The organism is Actinocatenispora comari, from assembly GCF_017312725.1.
Taxonomy (GTDB): Bacteria; Actinomycetota; Actinomycetes; order Mycobacteriales; family Micromonosporaceae; genus Actinocatenispora; species Actinocatenispora comari.
This window is the reverse complement of the sequence record NZ_BOPO01000063.1, coordinates 12773-36463: the sequence shown is the minus strand read 5'-3', so window position 1 is coordinate 36463 and position 23691 is coordinate 12773. Positions and strand designations below refer to the sequence as shown.

Genomic DNA, 23691 nt, shown 5'->3' with positions numbered 1-23691 from the left:
GGCCGGCGGATCCTTCCCGAGCAATGTTACTAGCGGGTAGCCAGCCGCGCGCGGCGACCACCGCGATACATCTCACAGCCGTACCGGCCCGGGGCCGGCCCGGCCCGGACCTCTAGGGTGCGGGCATGCCGACCCTCCCCGCGCTGCCGCTGACCGGCGAGCGCACCGTCCCCGACCTGCCGGTGGAGAACTACTGGTTCCGCCGGCACGAGGCCGCCTACCGGGTGGTCGAGCCGCTGCTGCCGGCCGGCCGGGTGCTGGAGATCGGCGTCGGCGAGGGCTACGGCGCGGACCTGCTCACCGCCGGCACCACCGCGGGTGACGGGGCGAGCGGTGCACGGCGGCGGGTGCTCGGGCTGGACTACGACGCGGCCACGCTCGCGCACGTGCGCCGGCGCTACCCCGCGGTTCCGGTGGCCCGGGGCAACGCGGTGGCGCTGCCGGTGCGTACCGGTGCGGTGGCGGCGGTGGTCAGCATGCAGCTGATCGAGCACCTGTGGGACCAGCCGGCGCACCTGGCCGAGTGCGCCCGGGTGCTCGCGCCGGGCGGCACCCTGGTGCTCAGCACCCCGAACCGGCTCACCTTCTCCCCCGGGTACGACCCGGCCACCGACCGGCCGCGCAACATCTACCACTCCCGCGAACTGTCCGCCGCCGAGCTCGCCGCGCTGGTCGCCGCGGTACTGCCGGGCGCGACGACGTACGGGCTGCACGCCGGCGCCCGACTCGCCGAGCTGGACGAGCGCTGCCGCCGGCGGTACGGCGCGGGCCTGGTCGAGGCGCAGCTCGCGACGCCGGCCGCGGACTGGCCGGCCGGGCTCGCCGCGTTGGTCGACGCGGTGACCGCGGCCGACTTCGTACTGTCCACATCGGACCTCGACGGCGCGCTGGACCTGGTCGTGGTCGCCGAAAAAGTCTGATCATGGGGCCGGTCGGGCGGTAGGGTCCGCGCATGGATGCACGGCTGCGCGCGCTCTGCGACCTGATGGTGCCGACCGCCCGCGAGTCGGTCGGCCGGCACGAGTACGACGGCGTGGTCCAGGATCTGTCGCCCGCCGGGGTCGCCGCCGCGCTGTCCCGGCTGGCCCCGGCCGGCGCGCACGTGTACCCCGATCCGCACGACCAGGCGCACGCGTCGGCGGCCGAGGCGTCGGCCCGGGTCGAGTACGGGGAGCTCGCGCTGCACCGCAGCAACCCGCTCTACCACGTGGCGAACCTCGACCTGGCCTGCTACGACCGCGAGTACGCGCCGGCGCCGGAGCGGTCCGCCGCCCGCGCCGCGCATCTCGCCGCCTGGCCGGACGCGGTCGACGCGGCGATCGAGGCGCTGGACGCGGTGCCGGGGCCGGTCGCGAGCGCCACCCTGTCGGCGGCCCGCGGGCTGGCCGGCCAGATCCGCCCGGAGGACGGCGATGCCGGCGCGGCGGCCGCCGCCGCGCACCGCCGGCTGCTCGACCACCTGCAGGGCTGCGCCCGGACCGGGCCGGACTCCTCGGCGCTGGGCGAGGCGGGGCTGGCCGGGCTGCTGTCCGCGTCCGAGGCGATGCCGGTACGGCTGGGTGAGCTCGCCGAGACGGCCGACGCCGAGCGGCACCGGCTGCGCGCGATGCTCGCCGAGGCGTGCCGGCGGATCGACCCGGACGCCGGCACCGCGGCCACGGTCGCGGCGCTGGCCGCCGACCATCCGGGCATCGACGGGGTGCTGGCCGAGGCGCGGGCGCTGACCGCCGAGGTGATCGAGTGGACCGCCCGGCACGTGCTGGCGCCGTACACCGACGGGGAGTGCCTGGTCGGCCCGGCACCGGAGTCGCGGCGCTGGGCGATGGCGATGATGGCGTGGGCCGCACCGTACGAGCCGGACGCGCCGAGCTGGTACCACGTGACGCCGCCGGAGCCGGGCTGGCCGGCCGCCGACCGGGAGCAGTGGCTCGCGGTGTTCAGCCGTACCAGCCTGCCGGCGATCACCGTGCACGAGGTGGCGCCGGGCCACTTCTCGCACTCCCGGGCGCTGCGCCGGGCACCGTCGGCGGTGCGCCGCACGCTGATCGGCGAGGCGTTCGTGGAGGGCTGGGCGCACTACGCCGAGGAGATGGCGCTGGAACAGGGGTTCCACGCCGACGATCCCCGCTACACCGCGGGCGTGGCGCTGGAGGCACTGGTCCGGGTGGTCCGGCTGACCGCGGCGATCGGCCTGCACACCGGCGCGATGAGCGTCGACGAGGCGGCGGCACTGTTCACCTCGGACGCGCACCTGCAGGGGCCGGCCGCGCTGGCCGAGGCGTACCGGGGCACGTTCGACCCGACGTACGGCCGGTACACCTGGGGCAAGCTGGTGCTCGGGCAGGTGCGGGACCGGGCCCGGGCGGCGTGGGGGGCGGGGTTCTCGCTCCCCCGGTTCCATGCCGCGGTGCTCGACCTCGGCGCGCCGCCGCTGGGCCTGCTCGACACGGCGATCGACCGCGGCTGACCCGGGGTGCGTACCAGCGGGTAACGGGTGCCAGAATCGGTGCCCATGCGCGTGCTGATGCTGTCCTGGGAATATCCGCCGGTCGTCGTCGGTGGCCTCGGTCGGCACGTGCACGCGCTGTCGGTGGCGCTCGCCGCGGCCGGACACGAGGTCACCGTGGTGACCCGGCACGGCACCGAGGCCGACGGCACCGAGGCGCCGCTGGACGAGATCCGCGACGGGGTGCGGGTGGTGCGTGCGCCGGCCGACCCGCCGCTGTTCCCGTTCAGTACCGAGACGTTGCTGGCGTTCACCATGTCGCTCAACCACGCGCTGACCCGGGCCGCCCTGCGGGTCGCCGGCGAGCGGGGCTTCGACGTAGTGCACGGGCACGACTGGCTGGTCACGCACGCCGCGGTGACGCTCAAGCACCACCTGGGCGTACCGCTGGTGGCGACCGTGCACGCCACCGAGGCGGGCCGGCACTCCGGCTGGCTGCCGGGCGAGCTGAACCGCTGCATCCACTCGGTCGAATGGTGGCTGACGTACGAGGCGCGCCGGGTGCTGGTCTGCTCGGACTACATGCGCTGGGAGGTCAGCCGGCTGTTCGAGCTGCCGGCCGGCAAGGTTCGGGTGATCCCGAACGGCGTCGACCCGGCCGCGTTCACCGCCACCCCGGGCCAGGTGCGCGCCGCCCGGCAGCGGTTCGGCGGCGACGGCCCGCTGGTGGTGTACGCCGGCCGGCTGGTGCACGAGAAAGGCGTACAGGACCTGATCGCGGCCACGCCGACGCTGCGCCGGCGGTTCCCCGGGCTGCGGGTGGTCGTCGCCGGCGAGGGCAAGTACGCCGAGGAGCTGGTCGCCGAGGTCCGGCGCCGGCGGCTGTCGCGCACCGTCGAGTTCGTCGGCTTCCTCGGCGCCGAGCTGCCGGCGCTGTTCGCCGCCGCCGACTGCGCGGTGGTGCCGAGCCGGTACGAGCCGTTCGGGATGGTGGCGGTGGAGGCGGCGAGCGCCGGCGCGCCGCTCGCGGTGTCGGCGACCGGCGGGCTCGGCGAGTTCGTCGCGGCGGGCCTCGCCGCGGTCAGCTTCGCGCCGAAGGACCCGCGCTCGCTCGCCGAGGCGGTCAGCTCGGTACTGGCAGACGAGGTGCTCGCGCGCCGGCTGGCCCGGCGGGGCCGCAGCCTGGTGGCCGCCCGCTACGCCTGGCCGGTGATCGCCGAGCGCACCCTCGACGCCTACGACCAGGCACGGCGGGACGAGCGGGCGCTGCGCGCGGCCGGTACGGCGGACGGCCCGATCCCGCCGATCGTGGTTCCGGACGGCAACCTGCTCCGCGACGGCTCTGCCTGAGTCACCGATGCCGTGCCGGCCAGCCGGCCGGCCGAGCCGGGTCCGCTCCATCGTCCGCGCCGGTTCGACCGGTCCGTACCGCCGTGTCGGGGCACGCCGACCGCCGTGTTGAGGGCAAGCCGGCGCAGGGGACGACGCTTGACAGGCGGGGTGAAACGTACTTAAGTGCACTGCATCAGTTAGGAAACCTTACTGATAAGCCGGGCGCGCGACCGGTCTCCCCCTGCGTCACCCCTCCGTGTCAAGGAGCCCCACATGCTTCGATCACGCCTGACCGCCGCGCTCGCGGCGGCCGGTACCGTGCTCGGCGGCGCCGTCGCCATCGGGTTCGCGGTCAGCGGACCGGCGACCGCGGCGAGCACGCTGCCGGCGCACGTGTCCGCCCCGTACTTCGAGACCTACAACGGTGACAGCCTGGCCCAGCTGGCCCAGCAGTCCGGCAACAAGTACCTCACGCTCGCGTTCCTGCAGACCGCGTCGAAGGGCTCGTGCACGCCGTACTGGGACGGCGACAGCTCGATGCCGGTCGACACGAGCCAGTACGGCAGCGACATCGACACGATCCGCGCCGGCGGCGGTGACGTGATCCCGTCGTTCGGCGGGTACACGGCGGACAACACCGGCACCGAGATCGCCGACTCGTGCACCGACGTCGGCAAGATCGCCGCCGCGTACGAGAAGGTGATCACCACCTACGACGTGACCCGGCTCGACCTCGACATCGAGGACAACTCGCTGACCAACTCCGCCGGCATCGACCGCCGCAACGCCGCGATCAAGCAGGTGGAGGACTGGGCCGCGAGCAACGGTCGCACCGTCCAGTTCGCCTACACGCTGCCGACGACCACCAGCGGCCTCGCCAGCTCCGGGCTGAACGTGCTGCGCAGCGCCGTGTCCCACGGGGCGCGGATCGACGTCGTCAACATCATGACGTTCGACTACTACGACGGCGCGAACCACGAGATGGCCACCGACACGAAGACCGCCACGACCGGACTGCAGAGCCAGCTCGCCGGGCTGTACCCGAACAAGTCGGCCGCCGAGCTGTGGCACATGATCGGCGTCATCGAGATGCCCGGCATCGACGACTACGGCGCGGCGGAGACGTTCACCACGGCCGACGCGCCGGTGGTCGAGCAGTGGGCGCAGGACAAGGGTCTCGCCGCGCTGTCGTTCTGGGCGCTGCAACGTGACAACGGCAGTTGCCCCGGCACCGGCGGCTCGGACAGCTGCTCCGGCATCCAGCAGGACACCTGGTACTTCAGCCACACGTTCGCCGCGTTCAACGGCGGCGGCACCGGCCCGACCACCCCGCCGACGACCCCACCGACGACGCCGCCCACCACCCCGCCCACCGGCAGCGGCCTGGTCAACGGCGACTTCGAGACCGGCTCGCTGTCCCCGTGGACCTGCACCGGCGGTACCGGCAGCATCGTGTCGTCGCCGACCCACGGCGGCTCCGGGGCGCTGGAGCTGGCGCCGACCGCGTCCGACAACGCCACCTGCACCCAGTCGGTGACGCTGCACGCGAACACCACGTACACCCTCACCGCCTACGTGCAGGGCGACTACGCGTTCCTCGGCACCACCGGTGCCGCCACCGACGCGAGCACCTGGACCAACGCCGGCGGGTACACGAAGCTGTCGGCCACCTTCACCACCGGCGGCAGCGGCACCGTGCAGGTCTTCGTGCACGGCTGGTACGGGCAGGGCGCCGTCGACGTCGACGACGTCGGCGTGAGCTGACCGTACCGGGCAACGGGGGCGGGGCTCGGCGTCGTCGGCGCCGAGCCCCGCGGTGCCCCCGATCGCCGGTCACTCGGGGTCGGGGCGGGGCTCGATCAGCACGTTGAGCAGGTACGGCACCCGGGACTCGAACGCGCGGCGCAGCGCCGGCGCGAGTTCCCGCGCGGTGGCGACGGTCTCGCCGGCGCCGCCGAGGGCGGCCACCACCTTCTCCAGCCGCAGCCCCGGCGTCCGGTCGTCGGCGCCGCGCAGCCCGGCGGTACCGAAGCTGCCGTTGTTGCCGACCACCAGCACGACCGGCAGGTGGTGCCGGACCAGCGACTCGACCTCCAGTACCGAGCCGGCGGCGGCGCCGTCGCCGAGCAGCCCGCACACCGGGCGGTCCGGGCAGGCCAGCGCGGCGCCGAGCGCGTAGCCGAGGCCGGCGCCGCCGTTGCCGTACCGGCCGCCGTCCAGCCAGCTGCCGGGCCGGCCCGGATCGAGGTGGCGGGCCGCGGCGGACACCACGTCGCCGCCGTCGCCGACGATGATCGCGTCGTCGGTCAGCGCCCGGCGCAGCTCCGCGTACAGCCGGGTGGCCCGGATCGGTTCGCGGTCGTCGGCGAGGTGACCGGCCTCCTGGGCCCGGGCGGTGTCCTCGGCGACGCGCAGCAGCTCGATCCAGTCCGCGTGGTCGGCCCGCACGCCCCGGTGGTCGGCCATCCCGGACAGCACCAACCGCAGGTCACCCGCCACCCACAGCGTCCCGTCGTCGCCGGGCGGGCCATCGGCCGCGGGGGGCGCGTCGACCACGTGGATCAACCGGGCGTCGGTACCGCCGCCGAGCCGCAGGTCCGGTGCGGTACCGAGGACCGCGACCAGGTCCGCCCGGGCCAGCGCGGCCCGCTTGCAGCACCGGAAGGCGAGCGGATGGTCGCCGGGCAGCGCGCCGCGCGCCAGCCCGGTGGTGAACACCGGTATCCGCCAGGTCTCGGCGCACTCGCGCAACGCGGCCACCGCGTCCGCGCTGTACACGTCGGAGCCGGCGACGATCACCGGCCGCTCGGCCGCGGCGAGCAACGCACCGGCCCGGGCCACCGCCGCCGGGTCCGGCTCGACCGGCGGCGGCAACGTCGCCGCCGGCAGCTCCGCCTCACCGGCGCAGAACACCACGTCCATCGGCAGGTCCAGGAACGCCGGACCGCGGTGCGGGGTGAGTGCCGCGAGGACCGCCGCGCGCACGTCGACGCCGATGTTGCCCACCTCGGTACAGGTGGCCGCCGACCTGGTCACCGACTCGACGATGGCGACGTGGTCGAGTGCCGGCAGGCTGCCCGAACCCCAGCGCCACGCCGGCGCCCGGCCGGCCAGTACCACCACCGGGGCGGCGTTGAAGTGGGCGGCGGTGATCGCGGAGACGGCGTTGGTGACGCCGGGACCGGCGCCGAGCACCGCCAGGCCAGGCCGGCGCAGCAACGTCGCGACCGCCTCCGCGGCGAACACCGCGGTCTGCTCGTGCCGTACTTCGACGACGCGCATCCGAGCCGCCCGCGCCGCGTCGTGGATCGCGGGCACGTGCTCGCCGGCCGGCGTGAACACCTCGCCGATGCCGTACCCGGAGAGCGCCGCCACGGCCAGCTCCCCGCCGCGCCCGGACACCATCCGTCTCACCCCCTCCGCCCGCCGATCGGCACCCGCCGGTACGGCGGCGTCGCGACGGGCCAGGGCCCGCCTCGACCTCCGCCGGCTCGCCCGGCCGGGGCTTCGAGGCGGCCCCTGGGTCGATCATGGCCCGGCCGGCGTCGCTCCGGGCGCGAACCGGGCAGGACGAGCGGGCCGGGCCGGCGCCTCGACCCGCAGTTCCGGCAGCGGCAGCCGGCTGCGCAGCGGCCGGGCCGGCACCCCGCCGGCGATCGTGTACTCGTCGATGTCGCGGGTGGCCACCGCGTTCGCGGCGAGCACGCTGCCGCGGCCGATCCGGACGCCGCGGGTGACGGTCGCCTTGGTACCGAGCCAGCAGTCCGGGCCGATCCGCACCGGCGACTTGACGATCCCCTGGTCCTTGATCGGCCGGGTCAGGTCGGTGGTGACGTGGTCGAAATCGGCCACGTAGACCCAGTCCGCGATCAGCGTCGCGGCGCCGACCTCGATGTCCAGATAGCCGTTGATCCGCACGTCGGCGCCGAGCACCACCTTGTCGCCGATGTGCACGGTGCCCTCGTGCGCCCGGATCGCGGTGCCGTCACCCAGGTGCGACCAGCGGCCCAGCACGATCCGGCCCCGGCCCCGCGGCGCGGTCAGCTCGACCCGCCGGCCCAGGAACACGAACCCCTCGGTCACCACGTCCGCCCGGCGCAGCCGCAGCAGCGCGAACCGCCAGTAGCGCAGCAGGTAGTACGGGGTGAAGGCGCGGTGCCGCCAGATCCAGGCGAGCGACGCACGGGTCAGAAACCTCGCCTGCCGCCGCTCGCGTCGCCCCCGCACCATGCCCCGAAAGTACCCGACGGGCCGGTCCGGCCGAGCCACCCGGCGGCGGGCAGCCGGCCCGCCCACCGAGCGCGGCGGGCGGCGCCGGAGACGCGGGCCGGCGTTCGCCGGGCGGTACGCGGTCAGCGCAGCGAGCCGACCAGGGCACGCGCGGTGCTGGTGACCCCGCGGCTCGGGTCCTCGATGTCGCCGGACGCGTCCAGCCGCAGCACCAGGTTGCTGCGCCGCACCAGCACGGTCGTACCGGTGTCCGAGGTGACCCGGGCCGCCTCGTCGCCGAGCCCGGCCAGCGTGGCGCGATCGCGGGTGCCGGACAGGTCGGAGGTGAAGCCGGCGTGCGCCATCCGCGGGGCGGACAGCGGCCCCTTCGTCCCGTACCGGGTCAGGGTCAGGGTGACCCGCGCGTTGCGGCCGGAGGCGGCGCCGCCCAGGTAGGTGCAGCTCGATTCGTCGCCGGTGTCCGACGGGTAGTCGCGGACCAGACCGGCTCCGAACGCCGCCTCGACCTGGTGCGCGGTGAGCCGGGCGCACGCGTCGGGGGCACGCCCGTACGCACCGGGGTCGGCGAACGCGCCGGTGAAGAACAGGATGCCGGCGCCGCACGGCACCAGGATGACCAGCGCGACGACGGTCAGCGCACCGAACAGCCCGGGGTACCGCAGCCAGTGCCGCCGCGGCTCGTCGGAGCCGTCGTCCAGCACTGCGGTCAGCTCGTCCAGCTCCCCGGGGTCGGTCGGCCCGTCGGCGCCGGGCGCCGCCGGGTCGGTCCCGCCGTCGACCCCCGCCCCGTCCGCCACCGCAGCGGTCTCGCCGTCGCCGCCGGGCTCGGGCTCAGGTTCGGCCGCACTCGCGGCCGATGCGTCGCCGTCGGCCGCGGCATCGCCGGCGTCTGCTGTCTCGTCGCATCCCGCCGCGGTATCGTCGGCGCCCGCCGTGTCGTCGCCGCCGGGCTCGGGCTCGGCCACACTCGCGGCCGACGCGTCGCCGTCGCCGGGGCTCGGGAGCTGATCGGCGGCGTCGCCGGGGCTCGGGAGCTGATCGGCGGCGTCGGTCCGGGCGTCCGGGTCGGCGTCGGCCGGCGCACCGTCCACAGTGGAGTCCAACGCCTCCGGTTCCCGGGCGACCGGATCGCTCGCCGCCGGTTCCGGCGCGGACCGGCCAGGCGGCGTGGCGTCCGGCCCCGGGGTGACGGACCCGGGCGGCTGGTCGGCGGTACCGGCGATGTCCGGCACTACGGCTTCACACCCGTGATCTCGACGTTGTAGAACAGCTCCTTCGGCACCAGGTGCGACAGCACGTTCGTGTCCACACTGGACAGTGCCCGCCAGGAGTGGTAGGCGAAGTTGGCCCAACCCCAGCCGAGCTTCTCCTTCGGCACCGCCGCCTCGAAGGTACGCACCGGCCAGCCGAGCAGCGCCGCGGTCAGCTCGTCGGTGGCCACCTCGACGTCCATCGCACCGGCCCGGATCGCGGTCCGGCGCAGCTGCTGCGGATCGAACGTGTGGATGTCCACGACCGCCTCCAGCGCCGCCGCCGCGGAGGACTCGTCCAGTTCGGCCTGCGGCCGGCGCCAGTCGGTCAACCCGGGCAGCTTGGTGAGGTTGGTGGTGGCCCACCAGGTCAGCTGGCCGAGCTTGCGGGCGTAGAAGTCGCCGACCTTGCTCGGTTCGCCGCAGAACACGAACCGGCCACCAGGCCGCAGCACCCGCAGCACCTCGCGCAGCGCCTGCTCGACGTCCGGGATGTGGTGCAGCATGGCGTGCCCGACGACCAGGTCGAAGCTCGCGTCGTCGTACGAGATCGTCTCGGCGTCGCTGACCCGGCCGTCCACGTCCAGGTCGAGCTGCTTGGCGTTGCGCAGCGCCACCTCGACCATGCCCGGCGAGATGTCGGTGACGTGACCCTTCTCGATCACGCCCGCCTGCATCAGGTTGAGCAGGAAGAACCCGGTGCCGCAGCCCAGCTCCAGCGCGTTGCGGTACGGCCAGCCCTCGGTGCCGGCCACGTGCGCGAACCGGTCCCGGGCGTAGCTGACGCAGCGCTCGTCGTACGAGATCGACCACTTCTCGTCGTAGGTGTTGGCTTCCCAGTCGTGGTAGAGGATGTTCGCCTGCTTCGGATCGTCGCGGGCGGCCGCCACCTCGGCGGCACTCGGGTGCGACTGGCTCACCGACGTTCCTCCTTCGCCGGGACGCCGACGGGACCGGGCTCGTTCATCGGGTCACTTCCCCGTGAAGTCGGGCTTGGCCTTGGCCAGGAACGCCCGCATGCCGACGTTCTTGTCCTCGGTGGCGAACAGCGCCGCGAACAGGTGGCTCTCCAGCGCCAGCCCGCTCGCCAGGTCGACCGACAGGCCACCGTCGACGGCCTGCTTGGCGGCACGCAACGCCTGCGCCGGCCCGGTCAGGTAGGGCCGGACCGAGGCCACCGCGGCGTCGAACACCGACTCGCCGGCCGGGACGACCGCGTCGACCAGGCCGATGCGCAGCGCCTCGTCGGCGGCGACGTGCCGGCCGGTGAAGATCAGCTCCTTGGCCTTCGACGGGCCGATCAGCCGGGGCAGCCGCTGGGTGCCACCGGCGCCGGGGATGATGCCGAGGCCGATCTCCGGCTGGCCGAGCTTCGCGTCCGCGGCGGCGACGCGGAAGTCGCAGGCCAGCGCCAGCTCGCAGCCGCCACCCAGCGCGTACCCGGTGATCGCGGCGACCACCGGCTTCGGGATGCGGGCGATGGCGTCGAACGCGGCGGACAGCTCCAGCGCCCGGCCGGCCATCTGCGCGTACCCCTCGTCGGCCATCTCCTTGATGTCGGCGCCGGCGGCGAACACCTTCTCGCCGCCGTACACGATCACGGCGCGGACGTCGTCCCGGCTGGTCGCCTCGGCCGCGGCGGCCTTCAGCTCGGCCTGCACGGTCGAGTTGAGCGCGTTCATCGGCGGCCGGGTCAGGCGGATCACGCCGACCCCCGGCTGCTCGTCGAGCGTCTCCAGCCGAACGAACTCCCCCACTGCGACCTCCTCGATCACGAAGCTGCGGGCCGGGTCGCGGCGCCGCCTCGCACCGACCTTAACCGGTCGGTAGCCCCCGCCCGGAGCGCACCGCCCGATGCGCCGGCGCCGCCGCCGACACCGCAGGTCAGAGCGCCGGTACCGGCCGGGCCAGGGCGGTGTAGCGGTCGCCGATCCGGTTGACCGCGAGCGGCAGGCCGAACGTGTCGGACAGGTTGTCGCCGGTGATCACCCGGTCGACCGGGCCGGCGGCGACGACCGCGCCGTCGCGGACCAGCAGGGCGTGCGTGAAGCCCGGCGGGATCTCCTCGACGTGGTGGGTGACCAGCACGATCGCCGGCGCGTCCGGGTCCACGGCGAGCGTCGCCAGCCGGTGCACCAGGTCCTCCCGGCCGCCCAGGTCCAGGCCGGCGGCCGGCTCGTCGAACAGCAGCAGCTCGGGGTCGGTCATCAGCGCCCGGGCGATCTGTACCCGCTTGCGCTCACCATCGGACAGCGTCCCGTACCGGCGCCCGGCGAGCCCGGCGACGCCCCAGCGGGCCAGCAGCTCGTCGGCCCGGGCGTCGTCCATCGCGTCGTAGCTCTCCCGGTACCGGCCGAGCACGCCCCAGGCGGCGGTGAGCACCGCGTCGTGCACCGTCTCGTCCGGCGGGATCCGCACCACGTGATGGCCGCCGACCAGCCCGAGCCGGGTACGCAGCTCGGCGACGTTGGTGCCGCCGAGCCGCTCGGCGAGCACGTGCACCGTGCCGGTGGTCGGGTAGAGCCGGCCGGCCGCCAGGTTGAGCAGGGTGGTCTTGCCCGCGCCGTTGGGACCGAGCACCACCCAGCGCTCGTCCAGCTCCACCTGCCAGCTGACGTCGCGGACCAGGGCGAGCTCGTCGCGGATGACCGTCACCGCGTCCAGCGCGACGACCAGATCGGGATCGGTGTTGGCTGCCACCGCGCCATCCAATCATGGCCGCCGGCGGGTGCGATCGGGTGTCGGCGGCGATCATGGAGGTCGTAGCGACCGGCGGCGGAGACAGCGGGTCGGCGCCGACCGGCGGTGCAGCCGGAGGTCGGTGCCGGCCGGCGGTGGAGGTGGCATGGAGCTGGGTGCGACACCGATGGCGGACGGGGTGCGCTTCGCGGTGTGCGCGGCACACGCCGACGCGGTCGAGGTGTGCCTGTACGACGGCACCGAACGGTCCGGCGGCGAGCGCCGGGTGCGGCTGACCGAGCGGATCGACGACGTCTGGTACGGCCACGTGCCCGGCGTCGGCGTCGGCGACCGGTACGGCCTGCGCGCGTACGGGCCGTGGCAGCCGCACCGCGGGCACTGGTTCAACCCGGCGAAGCTGCTGGTCGACCCGTACGCGCGGCGGCTGACCGGGGCGCCGGCGGACCATCCGGCGTTGCGCAGCGTCGGCGCCGACGGCGCGCCGGACGAGCACGACTCGGCGCCGTACCTGCCGCGCGGGGTGGTGACCGCGGCGCCGGCGCAGGTGTGGCGCCCGCCGTTGCGGCCGTGGACCGACACGGTGCTGTACGAGCTGCACGTGCGCGGGTTCACCGCCCGGCTGGAGCAGGTGCCGGAGCGGCTGCGGGGCAGCTACGCCGGGCTGGCGCATCCCGCGGCGGTGTCGCACCTGCGCCGGCTCGGGGTGACCGCGGTGGAGCTGCTGCCGGTCCAGCACAGCGCGACCGAGCCGTTCCTGGCGCAGCGCGGGCTGACCAACTACTGGGGCTACAACACGCTCGGCTACTTCGCGCCGGACACCCGCTTCGCCGCCACCGCCGACCCGGTCGCCGAGTTCCGGGACATGGTCGCGGTGCTGCACGACGCCGGCATCGAGGTGATCCTCGACGTGGTCTACAACCACACCGCGGAGGGGCCGCCGACCGGGCCGACGCTGAGCTGGCGCGGCCTCGCGAACCGTACCTACTACCGGCTGGAGCCGGGCGATCCGGCCCGCTACCGCGACTTCACCGGCTGCGGCAACACCCTCGACGTCCGGCAGCCCGCGACGCTGCGCCTGGTCCTGGACTCGCTGCGGTACTGGGTGCTCGCGCTCGGCGTGGACGGGTTCCGGTTCGACCTGGCCAGCGCGCTGCTGCGGGGCGAGTCGGGCGTGGCGCAGTACCCGGGTTTCCTCGCCGCGGTCGCGGCCGACCCGGTGCTGCGCAAGGTACGGCTGATCGCCGAGCCGTGGGACCTGGGCGCCGGCGGCTACCGGGTCGGCGGGTTCGGGCCGGGCTGGTCGGAGTGGAACGGCCGGTACCGGGACGCGGTGCGCGACTTCTGGCGGGGCCGGGCGGACAGCCTGGCCGAGCTCGGCACCCGCCTCGCCGGCTCCGAGGACCTGTACGGCGAGGGCGGCCGCGGCCCCGGCGCGTCGGTCAACTTCGTCACCGCCCACGACGGGTTCACGCTGCGCGACGTGGTCAGCTACGCCCACAAGCACAACGAGGCGAACGGCGAGGGCGGCGCCGACGGTACCGACGACAACCGGTCGGAGAACAACGGCGTCGAGGGCGACACCGACGACCCGGCGGTGCTGGCCCGGCGGCGCCGGCAGGTGCGCAACCTGCTCGGCACGCTGCTGCTGTCGGCCGGGGTGCCGATGCTGCTGGCCGGCGACGAGCTGGGTCGCACCCAGCGCGGCAACAACAACGCGTACTGCCAGGACAACGAGGTGTCGCACGTCGACTGGGCCGGCGCGGACCCCGAACTGCTCGCGTTCACCACCCGGCTGCTGGAACTGCGCGCCACCGAGCCGGTGTTCCGGCGCCGGCACTTCTTCACCGGTGCCGCCGTCGACGGCCGGCGTGACCTGGTCTGGTACCGCGCCGACGGCGCCGAGGTGACCGCCGCGGACTGGCACGCCGGCGGCGCCGGCACCCTCGGCGCCTTCCTCGACGGCGCCCGCGCCGACACCGGCGACCCGGCAGCCTCCACGGCGGGACCTGCGTCGGCCGGGGCCGGCGGCTCCTACCTGCTGTACCTGCACGGCGCCGAGGTCGACGCGTCGGTACGGCTGCCGCGGGCGGCGGCGCGGTGGCAGGTCGTGCTCGACACCGCGGAGGGGTCGGCCGGCGAGTACGCGGCGGGCGAGCGGATCACGATGACGGCGCGCAGCCTGCTCGTGCTGCGCGCCGTCGACGTCGCCGCGACCGGCTGAGCGCCGACCGGTCGCGGCGGTGGCCGGTCGGGGCGGTGGCCGGTCAGGCCCGGACGAGGGCCATGTACTTGTCCCAGTCCCAGTACGGGCCGGGGTCGGTGTGGTCGGTGCCGGGCACCTCCACGTGCCCGATGATGTGGTCCCGGTCCATCGCGATGCCGTACCGATCGCAGATGCTGCGGGTCAGCTTCGCCGACGCGGAGTACATCGCGTCGGTGAACCAGCTCGGGTCGTCGACCCAGCCCTCGTGCTCGATGCCGATGCTGCGGGTGTTGTAGTCCCAGTTGCCGGCGTGCCAGGCGATGTCCTTCTCCCGCACCATCTGGTCGATGTACCCGTCGGCGGAGCGCGTCACGTAGTGCGCGCAGGCGGCGTGGCTCGGGTCCTGGAACAGCGTGATGGTGTCGGCGAACGTCTCCTGGGTGACGTGGATGACCACCAGCTCGATCGGGTACGTGCTGGGCCGGTTCGACTTGGTGTAGTTGCTGGTGCTGGCCGGCACCCAGTGCGCGGCCGGGTAGTCGACACCGCTGGCCTTGCGGCCCGCCGCCGCGCCGGCCGCGGGCGCGCCAGCCCCGCTCGGTGCGGCGGATGCGGCGCCGGCCAGGCCGGCACCGAGCACGCCGGCGCCGGCGGCCCCGGCCGCGGCGGTGAACAGCGCGCGGCGAGACAGTCCTCTGTGGACCGAAGTCATGGGCACTCCCCAGAACCTGGGCCCGGCGCCGGACGGCTACCGGGCGATAACCGGATAATCCGATCAGACAGGCTTAATACACGAGAATCCGCGTGTCAATAGTTTCCAACCGAAAGAGACACCGCGATTCTTTCCTACACAGCCGGGGCGTACCACCCCGGGCCGGTGGCGTGTGCCGTACCGCAGTGCCCGCCGCCGGCGACCCCGCCGGCCCCGCCGGCCGATACAGTCCCGGTACGGAAGGACGCGGCGTGACCGCCGCGCGAACGGGAGGTGGCATGGGGCCGACACGACGGGGGCCGGACGCACCGGGCAGCCCCCAGCAGGACCTGGGCCACCGGCGACCGCGCGGTCCCCGTACCCCGGCGAGCCGGTAGCCGTGCGCGTCACCATCCGCGACGTGGCCCGTGCGGCCGGCGTGTCGGTGTCGACCGCCTCGCGCGCGCTTACCGGCGCCCGCCCGGTCGGCGAGCAGATCGCGGTCCGGGTCCGGGACGCCGCCACCGCACTCGGCTACCGGCAGAACCGGGTCGCGAGCGCGCTGCGCACCCAGCGCACCGACACCATCGGCATGGTCGTCCCGCAGATCTCCAACCCGTTCTATCCGGTCCTGGTCGAGGCGATCGAACGCTGCCTCGGCGACGACAACCGGCAACTGCTGCTGTGCGACGCGCAGCGCGACGCCACCGTCGAGTCGTCGCGCATCCACGCCCTCGCCGACCGGCAGGTCGACGGCCTGATCGTCGCCCCGGTCAGTACGGTCGCCAGCGCCGCCGCGCTGACCTCGATCGCCGGCGAGGTGCCGGTGGTCCAGGTCGACCGGTCGGTCGCGGACACCGCGCTGGACTGGGTCGGCGTCGACGACGTCGCCGGCCTGCGGCTGCTCACCGAGCACCTCGCGCAGGTCGGCGCCCGCACCGCGGTGCTGGTCGGCACCGTCTCCGAGTCGTCCGCCGGCCGCACCCGGCTCGCCGAGTTCGGCCCGGCCGCCGCCCGGCACGGCCTGTCGACCGCCGAACCGCTGCTCGGCGCGTACGGCGTCGAGTGGGGTGTGCGCGCCGTCGACGAGCTGCGCGAACGGGGCCCGCTGCCGGACGCCGTGGTGTGCGTCAACGACGAGATCGCCCTCGGCGTACTGCAGGGGCTGCGCGCGGCCGGCATCTCGGTGCCCGGCGAGGTGGTGGTCACCGGGTTCGACGACAACGGCTTCGCCGCGCTCGCCGACCCGCCGCTGACCACCGTGCGGCAACCGCACCAGCAGATCGCCGCCGAGTGCCTGCGCCTGCTGGACCGCCCGCGCGGCGGCCCCACCCGCCGCATCGCCCTCGCACCCACCCTCGTCGTCCGCGCCTCCACCACCCTGCGCTGACCGCCGTACCCCGGTCAGGCCGGGTAGCGGACCAGCGGAAGGTCGGTGGGGGCGGTGAGCAGGGGGTGCGCGGGCAGGATGCGCACGGTGCAGCCGGCCACGCCGGCGCGGGTGAGCGGGACGTCCGCGGCGTACGTGTAGCCCGCCTCGGGGTCGCCGTCGACCAGCCGCATCGGCTCGGTGACCACCGCGGTCAGCTCGTCCGAGCCGTCCTCGCCGAGCGCACCGGTGCACGCCTGCACCCGCACCTCGGTCGGCGCCAACCGGCCGAGCCGTACCCGGGCCCGGACCCGCAGCGCCGCGCCGAGTGCCGGGGCGGCGTGGTCGTCGAGCTCCACCTGCTCGACGGCGACCGCCGACCACGCCGCGGCCGCCCGGCCGGCGAACTCGGCGAGCTCGCGGCCCGGGGTGCCGCCGTCGGCCGCCATCCGCCGCGACGCCAGCGCCGCCGGCCGGTACAGCCGGTCGACGTACTCGGTGAGCATCCGGTCGGCGAGCACCCGCGGGCCGAGCGTGGTCAGCGTGTGCCGGACCGCCTCGACCCAGCCGGCCGGCACCCCGTCGTCGTCGCGCGCGTAGAACAGCGGTACCACCTGCTGTTCGAGCAGCTCGTAGAGCGCGCCGGCCTCCAGCGCGTCGCGCCGGCCCGGGTCGCCGACGCCCGCCGCGGTGGGGATCGCCCACCCGTTGCGACCGTCGTACAGCTCGTCCCACCAGCCGTCCCGGATGGACAGGTTGAGGCCGCCGTTGAGCGCCGACTTCATCCCGGACGTGCCGCACGCCTCCAGCGGCCGCTGCGGGTTGTTGAGCCACACGTCGCAGCCGGCGACCAGGTGCCGGGCCAGCCGCATGTCGTAGTCGGGCAGGAACACGATCCGCTGCCGCAGCCCCGGATCGTCGGCGAAGGTGACCATCTCCTGGATCAGCCGCTTGCCGCCGTCGTCGGCCGGGTGCGCCTTGCCCGCCACCACCACCTGTACCGGTCGGTCGGTGTCGGTGAGCAGCCGCTGCAGCCGGGCCCGGTCGGCGAGCATCAGGGTCAGCCGCTTGTAGCTGGGCACCCGCCGGGCGAAACCGATCGTCAGCACGTCGGTGTCGAGCGCGTCGGCCACCCAGCCGAGCTCGGCCTCGGTGGCGCCGCGCCGCAGCGCCGAGGCGCGCAGCCGGCGGCGTACCTCGGCGACCAGGTTGGCGCGCAGCTCGCGGCGCACCGCCCACAGGTCACCGGCCGGCATCGCGGCCACCTTCGCGAACGCGTCCGTCTCGTACGGCGCCTCGGCCGCCGGCGACTCCGAGGTGTCGACGCCGGCCCGCTGCGCCAGCTCCAGCCCCGGCCTGGACACCCAGGTACCGCCGTGCACGCCGTTGGTGACCGAGGTGATCGGCACCTCGGCGACGTCGAAGCCGGGCCACAGCGACGCGAACATCTCCCGGCTGACCTGGCCGTGCAGCGCGGACACGCCGTTGGCGTGCTGGGCCAGCCGCAGCCCCATGTGCGCCATGTTGAACACCGCCGGGTCGGTCTCCGCGCCGAGCGCGAGGATCCGGTCCGCCGGCATCCCCGGGCTCGCGTTGTCGCCGCCGAAGAACCGCTCGATCGTCTCGCGCGGGAACCGGTCGATGCCGGCCGGTACCGGGGTGTGGGTGGTGAACACGGTGCCGGCCCGCACGATCCGCAGCGCCGCGTCGAAGTCCAGCTCGCCCGGCTCGACCAGCTCCCGGATCCGTTCCAGGCCGAGGAATCCGGCGTGCCCCTCGTTGGTGTGGTACACCTCCGGCGCGGGGGCACCGGTGACCCGGCACCAGGCGCGTACCGCCCGGACACCGCCGATGCCCAGCAGCGCCTCCTGGACCAGCCGGTGGTCGACACCGCCGCCGTAGAGCCGGTCGGTGACGGCCCGCTCGGCCGGCCCGTTGTCCGGCACGTCGCTGTCGAGCAGCAGCAGCGTGACCCGGCCGACGTACGCCTGCCAGACCTGGGCCCGCAGGGTGCGCCCCTCGGGCAGCCCGACGCCGATCACCACCGGCGCACCGGACGCCTCGCGCAGCAGCCGCAGCGGCAGCTGGCCGGGGTCCACCGTCGGGTACTGCTCGGTCTGCCAGCCGTCCGCGGTCAGCCCCTGGGTGAAGTACCCGGCACGGTAGAGCAGGCCGACCCCCACGATCGGTACGCCCAGGTCGCTCGCCGTCTTCAGGTGGTCGCCGGCGAGGATGCCGAGCCCACCGGAGTACTGCGGCTGCGTCTCGGTGATCCCGAACTCCGGCGAGAAGTACGCGATCGAGGCCGGCACCTCGGCCGGCAGCGTCTGGTACCAGCGGGGCTCGGTCAGGTAGCGGCGCAGGTCGGCGTGCACCGCGTCGAGCCGCAGCCGGAACTCCGGGTCGGCGGCGAGCTCGGCCAGCCGCGGCGCGGACAGGCGTGCCAGCAGCCGCACCGGGTCCTGTCCGACCGCCTGCCAGCCGGCCGGATCGATCGCCGCGAACAGGTCGCGGGTGGGTGGATGCCAGGCCCAGCGCAGGTTGCCGGCAATGTCGTCGAGGGCGGCCAGCGGCTCGGGCAGGGTGGCCCGGACCGTGAACCTTCGGAGCGCTCTCACGGGTTCTGGACAGTACCGGCTGCGCGCCCCGGGCCGGGCCGAAACGCCCGAGGCAGCTCGGATTGGGTCACGACGACGGACCGGAAAGTACGTCGTGGCGTCACGGTGCGGGCTCCGGCTCGGCGTCGTCCGCGTCGGTACCGTCGAGATCCGCGCCGTCGAGATCGGTGCCCTCGAAGATCTCCTCCCGGGCGGAGGCCAGCGCGGTCAGCACCGCGCCGTGCAGCACCGGGTCGGCGTCGATGATGGTACCGACGACCTTCGGGGCGACCGGCGCCAGCTCGCGCACCTCGCGCTCGACCCGGGTGGCGAGCTCGTCGCCGCCGGCCGAGCCGACCTCGCCGGCGAGCACCACCAGGCCGGGGTCGAGCACGACGGACACGGCGGCGGCGCCGAGCGCGATGCGCCGGGCGATCTCGTCCAGCAGCGGGCCGCCCCGCTCCGGGTCGGCGACGGCGGCGGCCACCGCCGCGGCGGCGGTGCGCTGCCGGAAGCCGTGCTCGCGGGCGAGCGCCCGGATGGGCTCGGCGCCGGCGAGCGCGCTGTACGGCGCCTTGTGCGCGCGGGTGACCCCGTGCACCAGCTCGACGCCGGGCACCGGCAGGTAGCCGACCTCACCGGCGGCACCGAGTACGCCCTGGTAGAGCCGGCCGTCGAGCATCACGCCGACGCCCATGCCGCGGTCGCACCACAGCAGGACGAAGTCGTCCACGCCGGCGCCGGCGCCGAGCCGGTGTTCGGCGACGGCGGCCAGGTTGACGTCGTTGACGATCCGGACCGGCCGGTTCAGGTCGGCGGTCAGGGCGGCGAGCAGGCCGCGGTGCCAGCGCGGCAGCTCCCAGGAGAACGACACCTCGCCGGAGCGGGGGTCGATCACGCCGGGCGAGCCGAGCACCACGTGCCGGATCTTGCCGGCCGGTACCTCGGCGGCCTTCGCCGCCTGCGCGAGCACCTCGTGCACCAGCCCGACCGGGTCGTCGGAGATGTCGGCGGCGACCTCGACCCGGCCGTGTTCGGCGCCGGTGAGGTCGGCGGCCTGGGCGGTGACGCCGTGCGGGCCGATGGCCATCCCCACCACGTACGCGGCGGAGGCCACGACCGCGTAGAGCTGGGCGTTGGGTCCGCGGCCGCCGGCGGACACCCCGACCCGCTCGACCAGGCCTCGCTGCTCCAGCCGTTCGACCAGCTGGGACGCGGTGACCTTCGACAGCCCGGTCAGCTCGCCGAGCTTGGCCCGGGTCAGCGGGCCGTGCGCGAGCAGCAGTTCGAGGGCAGCGCGGTCATTAAGAGCTCGTAACAACCGCGGCGTGCCGGGCTGACGGCGTCGACTCATCACCATTCGTCCTCTAGTCTTTAGGAAACTTTCCTATTAGATTCCCACGGGGACAACCGCCAGCTTAGAGCGCCGGCGGTGATCGCCTGAGCGCACCACATCCAGGGAGGATGCGTGAAACATCGGCTGATGGCCGCCGCCGGACTGGCCGCGGTCCTGTTGGGAGCCGCAGCGTGCGGCAACGGCAGTGGGGCCGCCGGCAGCACCGGCAAGATCGACACCAAGGGCGACAAGAACGCGACCGGCACGCTCACCGTCTGGCTGCAGGTCGACGCGCAGTCCAGCTGGCCGAACGCGGTCAAGGCCGCCACCACCTCGTTCCACAAGAAGTTCCCGAAGGTCAAGGTCAAGGTCAGCTACCAGGCCTGGAACGACCACCTGACCAAGTTGGACGCGGCCCTGACCGGCAAGCACGTGCCGGACGTGGTCGAGATGGGCGACACCGAGACCACCTCGTACCTGGCCAACGGCGCGTTCCGGGACCTGACCGACTCGAAGAACCTGTTCGCCGACTCGGCCAACTGGAACTCCGGCCTCGCCGCGTCCTGCACGTACGAGGGCAAGGTCTACTGCGTGCCCTACTACTCGGGCAGCCGGATCGTGTTCTACCGCAAGGACATGTTCGCCAAGGCCGGGATCAGCACCCCGCCGAAGACCCTCGCCGAGCTGATGACCGACGGCGGCAAGCTGAACAAGAAGTACGGCTCCGACCCGAAGTTCTCCGCCTTCTACATGCCGGGCAAGTTCTGGTACTCGGCGATGTCGTTCGTGCGGGACGCCGGCGGCACCATCGCCACCAAGAAGGGTGACAAGTGGGTCGGCGGCCTCGACTCGCCGGCCGCGATCAAGGGCCTCACCCAGTGGAAGGCGCTGTCCGACCAGCTGTCCAAGGCCAGCAAGACCAGCGACGAGGCCAATCCCCAGCAGTACACGGTGATGGCGCAGGGCCACGTCGCGATGATGTACGGCCTGGGCTGGGAGGGCGGCAGCGTCTACGCCGACGGCAACGGCGGCAACCCGAAGCTGAAGGACTCCATCGGCAGCTTCGCGATGCCCAGCGGCTCCGGCAAGGAGGCCATGCAGTCGTTCGCCGGCGGCTCGGACCTCGCCATCACGGCCAAGAGCCAGCACCCGGACTGGGCGGCGGCCTGGACCGCGGCGATGACCTCGCAGTCCAACGAGAAGCTGCTGATGAAGGCCGGCAACGTGCCGAACACGACCACGCTGCTGGAGCAGGCGAAGTCCGACCCGGCGCTGTCCGCGGCGGCCTCGTCGGCCACCGACAGCTGGATGGTGCCGATCTCGACCGGCTGGCCGAAGGTCGAGAAGAGCTCGATCCTGCAGAACGGGCTGTCCGCCATCGCGACCGGCAAGAAGAGCGTCGCGGACGCCTGCAAGGAGATGAACCAGCAGGTCGAGCAGGCCCTCAACGGTTCCTGACCGTCCCTGACCCGCCGGGTCGGCTCGGCCGACCAGACCCCCTCGATCGGGTCGGCCCGGCATCCACCCCCACGGTCGGGTCGGCCCGACGAACCTCCCGCGTCGGGCCGGCCCGACCCGCCGAGCCGGCCCGGATCCGGCCCCGCGCGACACGCCCACCGCAGGGCCGGTCCGGCGCACCACACTCACCGCAGGGAGCAGCATGTCCGCCTCCACCCAGGCCCCGGCCCAGGCCGCCGGTGCGGCGCCGCCGGGGCCAGCGCCACGCCGCCGGCGCCGTCTCGCCCCCAAGACGATCGGTTACCTGCTGATCCTGCCGACCGTGGTCGTGCTGGCCGGCGTCCAGGGCTACCCACTGGTCAAGCTCGCGCTGCTGTCAGTGCAGGACCTGACCCAGCGGGAGCTGTTCAGCGGGCTGCCGGCACCGTTCATCGGCCTCGGCAACTACGCGAAGATCCTCTCCGACCCCGAGTTCTTCCTCGTCGTGCTGCGCACCGTGGCGTTCACCGCCGCGAACGTGGCGCTGACGCTGGTCCTCGCCACCGTGCTCGCGCTGGTGATGCGGGCGGCGTCCCGGTGGTGCCGGCTGCTGCTCACCGTCGTACTCATCTGCGTGTGGGCGATGCCCCAGGTGGTGTCGACGCTGGTGTTCAACTGGCTGTTCGACTACGAGTTCGGGGTGGTGAACTGGCTGGTCGGGCGGCTGCCCGGGGTCGACATGAACGGGCACGACTGGTACGCGAACACGATCTCCGGGTTCGGCGTGATCACCATGATCGTGGTCTGGGGCGCGATCCCGTTCGTCGCGATCACCCTCTATGCCGGCATCTCCCAGGTACCGAAGGAGTTGGAGGAGGCGGCCCGGGTCGACGGTGCGAACGGCCGGCAGATCTTCTTCCGGGTCACCTACCCGATCCTGCGGCCGATCTACACGATCGTCACGGTGCTGTCGGTGATCTGGGACTTCCAGGTGTTCAACCAGGTCTGGGTGGCGCGCGGCGGCCGGCCGGAACCGCAGTACCAGATCCTCGGGGTCTACTCGTTCGTGCGCGCCTTCGGCGTGAACGAGTACAGCCTGGGCGCCGCGATCGCGGTGGTCACCGTGGTGCTGCTGCTGGTCTTCACGGTGTTCTACATCCGGCAGAGCCTGCGTCAAGGAGAGATCGACTGATGACGAGTCACACCAGCACGCCGCCCCGCCGGCCGCGCCCCGGCGGGGGCCGGATCGCCGCGAACGTCGTCGGCGTGGTCGTCTCGGTCCTGATGATCTTCCCGGTCTACTGGATGGTGCTCACCGCCTTCAAACCGGGCGACGAGCTGATGACCTACACGCCGCACTTCGCCACGCTGCACCCCACCCTGTCCAACTTCTCCCGGGCGATCCACGCGCCGCACTTCGGTGACGCGCTGGGCAACAGCGTGATCATCGCGTTCAGTACGATGATCATCGCGTTGGTGCTGGCGCTGCTCGCGGCCGTCGCCATCGCCCGGTTCCGCTGGTACGGGCGGCGCGCGTTCATCTTCGCCATCCTGGTCGTGCAGATGGTGCCGATGTCCGCGCTGATCATCCCGCTCTACCTGATGCTCAACTCGATCGACCAGGTCAACAAGCTGTCCGGGGTGGTCCTGACCTACCTCGCGTTCGTCCTGCCGTTCAGCATCTGGACGCTGCGCGGCTTCGTCGCCGGCGTGCCGGCGGAGCTGGAGGAGGCGGCGATGGTGGACGGCTGCACCCGGCTGCAGGCGTTCTTCCGGATCGTGCTGCCGCTGGTGTTCCCCGGCCTGGTGGCGACGTCGATCTATGCCCTGATCCAGTCCTGGAACGAGTACATCATGGCGTACGTGCTGCTCTCCGACCAGCAGAAGGAGACGCTGCCGGTGTGGCTGGTGTCGTTCGTCTCCGCGCACGGTGTCGACTACGGGGCGCTGATGGCGGGCGCGACCATGATGGCGCTGCCCGTGGTCGTCTTCTTCGCCATCATCCAGCGGCACGTCGCGAGCGGCCTCACCGCCGGTGCGGTCAAGGGATGACGGCGGTGGGTCCGGGAAGCAGTGGTTCCGCGCAGCGCAGTGGGCAAG

Annotated in this window: 18 protein-coding genes; 9 read left to right on the top strand and 9 right to left on the bottom strand. The window is 73.8% G+C overall.

What is annotated here, in order from left to right; translation table 11 throughout:
- Positions 1–125: 125 nt before the first annotated feature.
- The 4 genes from NUM_RS18065 to NUM_RS18050 all read left to right on the top strand — a co-directional run bounded on the left by NUM_RS18065 (position 126) and on the right by NUM_RS18050 (position 5542).
- Positions 126–920: a class I SAM-dependent methyltransferase gene (locus NUM_RS18065; protein ID WP_207126054.1), complete on the top strand. Its 795-nt coding sequence runs from the start codon at positions 126–128 to the stop codon at positions 918–920.
- A 32-nt stretch (positions 921–952) separates the two neighbouring features.
- Positions 953–2467: a DUF885 family protein gene (locus NUM_RS18060; RefSeq protein ID WP_207126053.1), complete on the top strand. Its 1515-nt coding sequence runs from the start codon at positions 953–955 to the stop codon at positions 2465–2467.
- 45 nt (positions 2468–2512) lie between these two features.
- Positions 2513–3796: a glycosyltransferase family 4 protein gene (locus NUM_RS18055; RefSeq protein ID WP_207126052.1), complete on the top strand. Its 1284-nt coding sequence runs from the start codon at positions 2513–2515 to the stop codon at positions 3794–3796.
- 255 nt (positions 3797–4051) lie between these two features.
- Positions 4052–5542, top strand: coding sequence for a carbohydrate binding domain-containing protein (locus tag NUM_RS18050; protein WP_225918661.1), 1491 nt, complete (start codon positions 4052–4054; stop codon positions 5540–5542).
- Positions 5543–5611: 69 nt separating this feature from the next.
- Here the strand turns inward: NUM_RS18050 and NUM_RS18040 are convergent, their stop codons facing one another.
- The 6 genes from NUM_RS18040 to NUM_RS18015 all read right to left on the bottom strand — a co-directional run bounded on the left by NUM_RS18040 (position 5612) and on the right by NUM_RS18015 (position 11970).
- Positions 5612–7192 carry a thiamine pyrophosphate-dependent enzyme gene (locus NUM_RS18040; RefSeq protein WP_207126051.1) on the bottom strand — a complete coding sequence of 527 codons (1581 nt, stop codon included), beginning with the start codon at positions 7190–7192 and terminating at the stop codon, positions 5612–5614.
- Between the two features lie 114 nt (positions 7193–7306).
- Positions 7307–8008: an acyltransferase gene (locus NUM_RS18035; protein WP_207126050.1), complete on the bottom strand. Its 702-nt coding sequence runs from the start codon at positions 8006–8008 to the stop codon at positions 7307–7309.
- A gap of 122 nt (positions 8009–8130) precedes the next feature.
- Positions 8131–9240: a hypothetical protein gene (locus NUM_RS18030; RefSeq protein ID WP_207126049.1), complete on the bottom strand. Its 1110-nt coding sequence runs from the start codon at positions 9238–9240 to the stop codon at positions 8131–8133.
- On the bottom strand, positions 9240–10178 hold the full coding sequence (locus NUM_RS18025) for a class I SAM-dependent methyltransferase (RefSeq protein WP_207126048.1): 939 nt from the start codon (positions 10176–10178) through the stop codon (positions 9240–9242). The genes NUM_RS18030 and NUM_RS18025 overlap by 1 nt, the downstream gene beginning before the upstream one ends.
- A 51-nt stretch (positions 10179–10229) precedes the next feature.
- Entirely contained in the window at positions 10230–11015 is a 786-nt protein-coding gene (locus NUM_RS18020) for an enoyl-CoA hydratase/isomerase family protein (RefSeq protein WP_207126047.1), read from the bottom strand.
- A gap of 127 nt (positions 11016–11142) precedes the next feature.
- A complete protein-coding gene (locus NUM_RS18015; protein WP_207126046.1) occupies positions 11143–11970 on the bottom strand; it encodes an ABC transporter ATP-binding protein in 828 nt (275 codons plus the stop codon).
- A gap of 133 nt (positions 11971–12103) precedes the next feature.
- On the opposite strand from NUM_RS18015, the gene glgX reads away from it, so the two are divergent.
- Positions 12104–14179: a glycogen debranching protein GlgX gene (glgX, locus tag NUM_RS18010; RefSeq protein WP_207126045.1), complete on the top strand. Its 2076-nt coding sequence runs from the start codon at positions 12104–12106 to the stop codon at positions 14177–14179.
- 43 nt (positions 14180–14222) lie between these two features.
- On the opposite strand, the gene NUM_RS18005 is transcribed toward glgX, so the two are convergent.
- A complete protein-coding gene (locus tag NUM_RS18005) occupies positions 14223–14873 on the bottom strand; it encodes an N-acetylmuramoyl-L-alanine amidase (RefSeq protein WP_225918659.1) in 651 nt (216 codons plus the stop codon).
- A gap of 400 nt (positions 14874–15273) precedes the next feature.
- On the opposite strand from NUM_RS18005, the gene NUM_RS18000 reads away from it, so the two are divergent.
- The gene (locus tag NUM_RS18000) at positions 15274–16242 is read left to right on the top strand and encodes a LacI family DNA-binding transcriptional regulator (RefSeq protein ID WP_207126044.1); all 969 of its coding nucleotides are present in this window, start codon (positions 15274–15276) and stop codon (positions 16240–16242) included.
- 14 nt (positions 16243–16256) lie between these two features.
- Here the strand turns inward: NUM_RS18000 and glgP are convergent, their stop codons facing one another.
- On the bottom strand, positions 16257–18839 hold the full coding sequence (glgP, locus tag NUM_RS17995; protein WP_207126043.1) for an alpha-glucan family phosphorylase: 2583 nt from the start codon (positions 18837–18839) through the stop codon (positions 16257–16259).
- A 100-nt stretch (positions 18840–18939) separates the two neighbouring features.
- Positions 18940–20172: an ROK family transcriptional regulator gene (locus NUM_RS17990; protein WP_207126042.1), complete on the bottom strand. Its 1233-nt coding sequence runs from the start codon at positions 20170–20172 to the stop codon at positions 18940–18942.
- Positions 20173–20286: 114 nt separating this feature from the next.
- Here NUM_RS17990 and NUM_RS17985 point away from each other — a divergent pair, with 114 nt between their 5' ends.
- The 3 genes from NUM_RS17985 to NUM_RS17975 all read left to right on the top strand — a co-directional run bounded on the left by NUM_RS17985 (position 20287) and on the right by NUM_RS17975 (position 23643).
- Positions 20287–21612, top strand: coding sequence for an extracellular solute-binding protein (locus NUM_RS17985; RefSeq protein WP_207126041.1), 1326 nt, complete (start codon positions 20287–20289; stop codon positions 21610–21612).
- A gap of 202 nt (positions 21613–21814) precedes the next feature.
- Positions 21815–22783 (top strand): carbohydrate ABC transporter permease, encoded by a 969-nt coding sequence (locus NUM_RS17980; protein ID WP_207126040.1) that lies wholly within the window; start codon positions 21815–21817, stop codon positions 22781–22783.
- Positions 22783–23643, top strand: a complete 861-nt coding sequence (locus NUM_RS17975) for a carbohydrate ABC transporter permease (protein WP_207126039.1) — start codon at positions 22783–22785, stop codon at positions 23641–23643. Before NUM_RS17980 ends, NUM_RS17975 begins: the two co-directional genes overlap by 1 nt.
- Positions 23644–23691 lie beyond the last annotated feature (48 nt).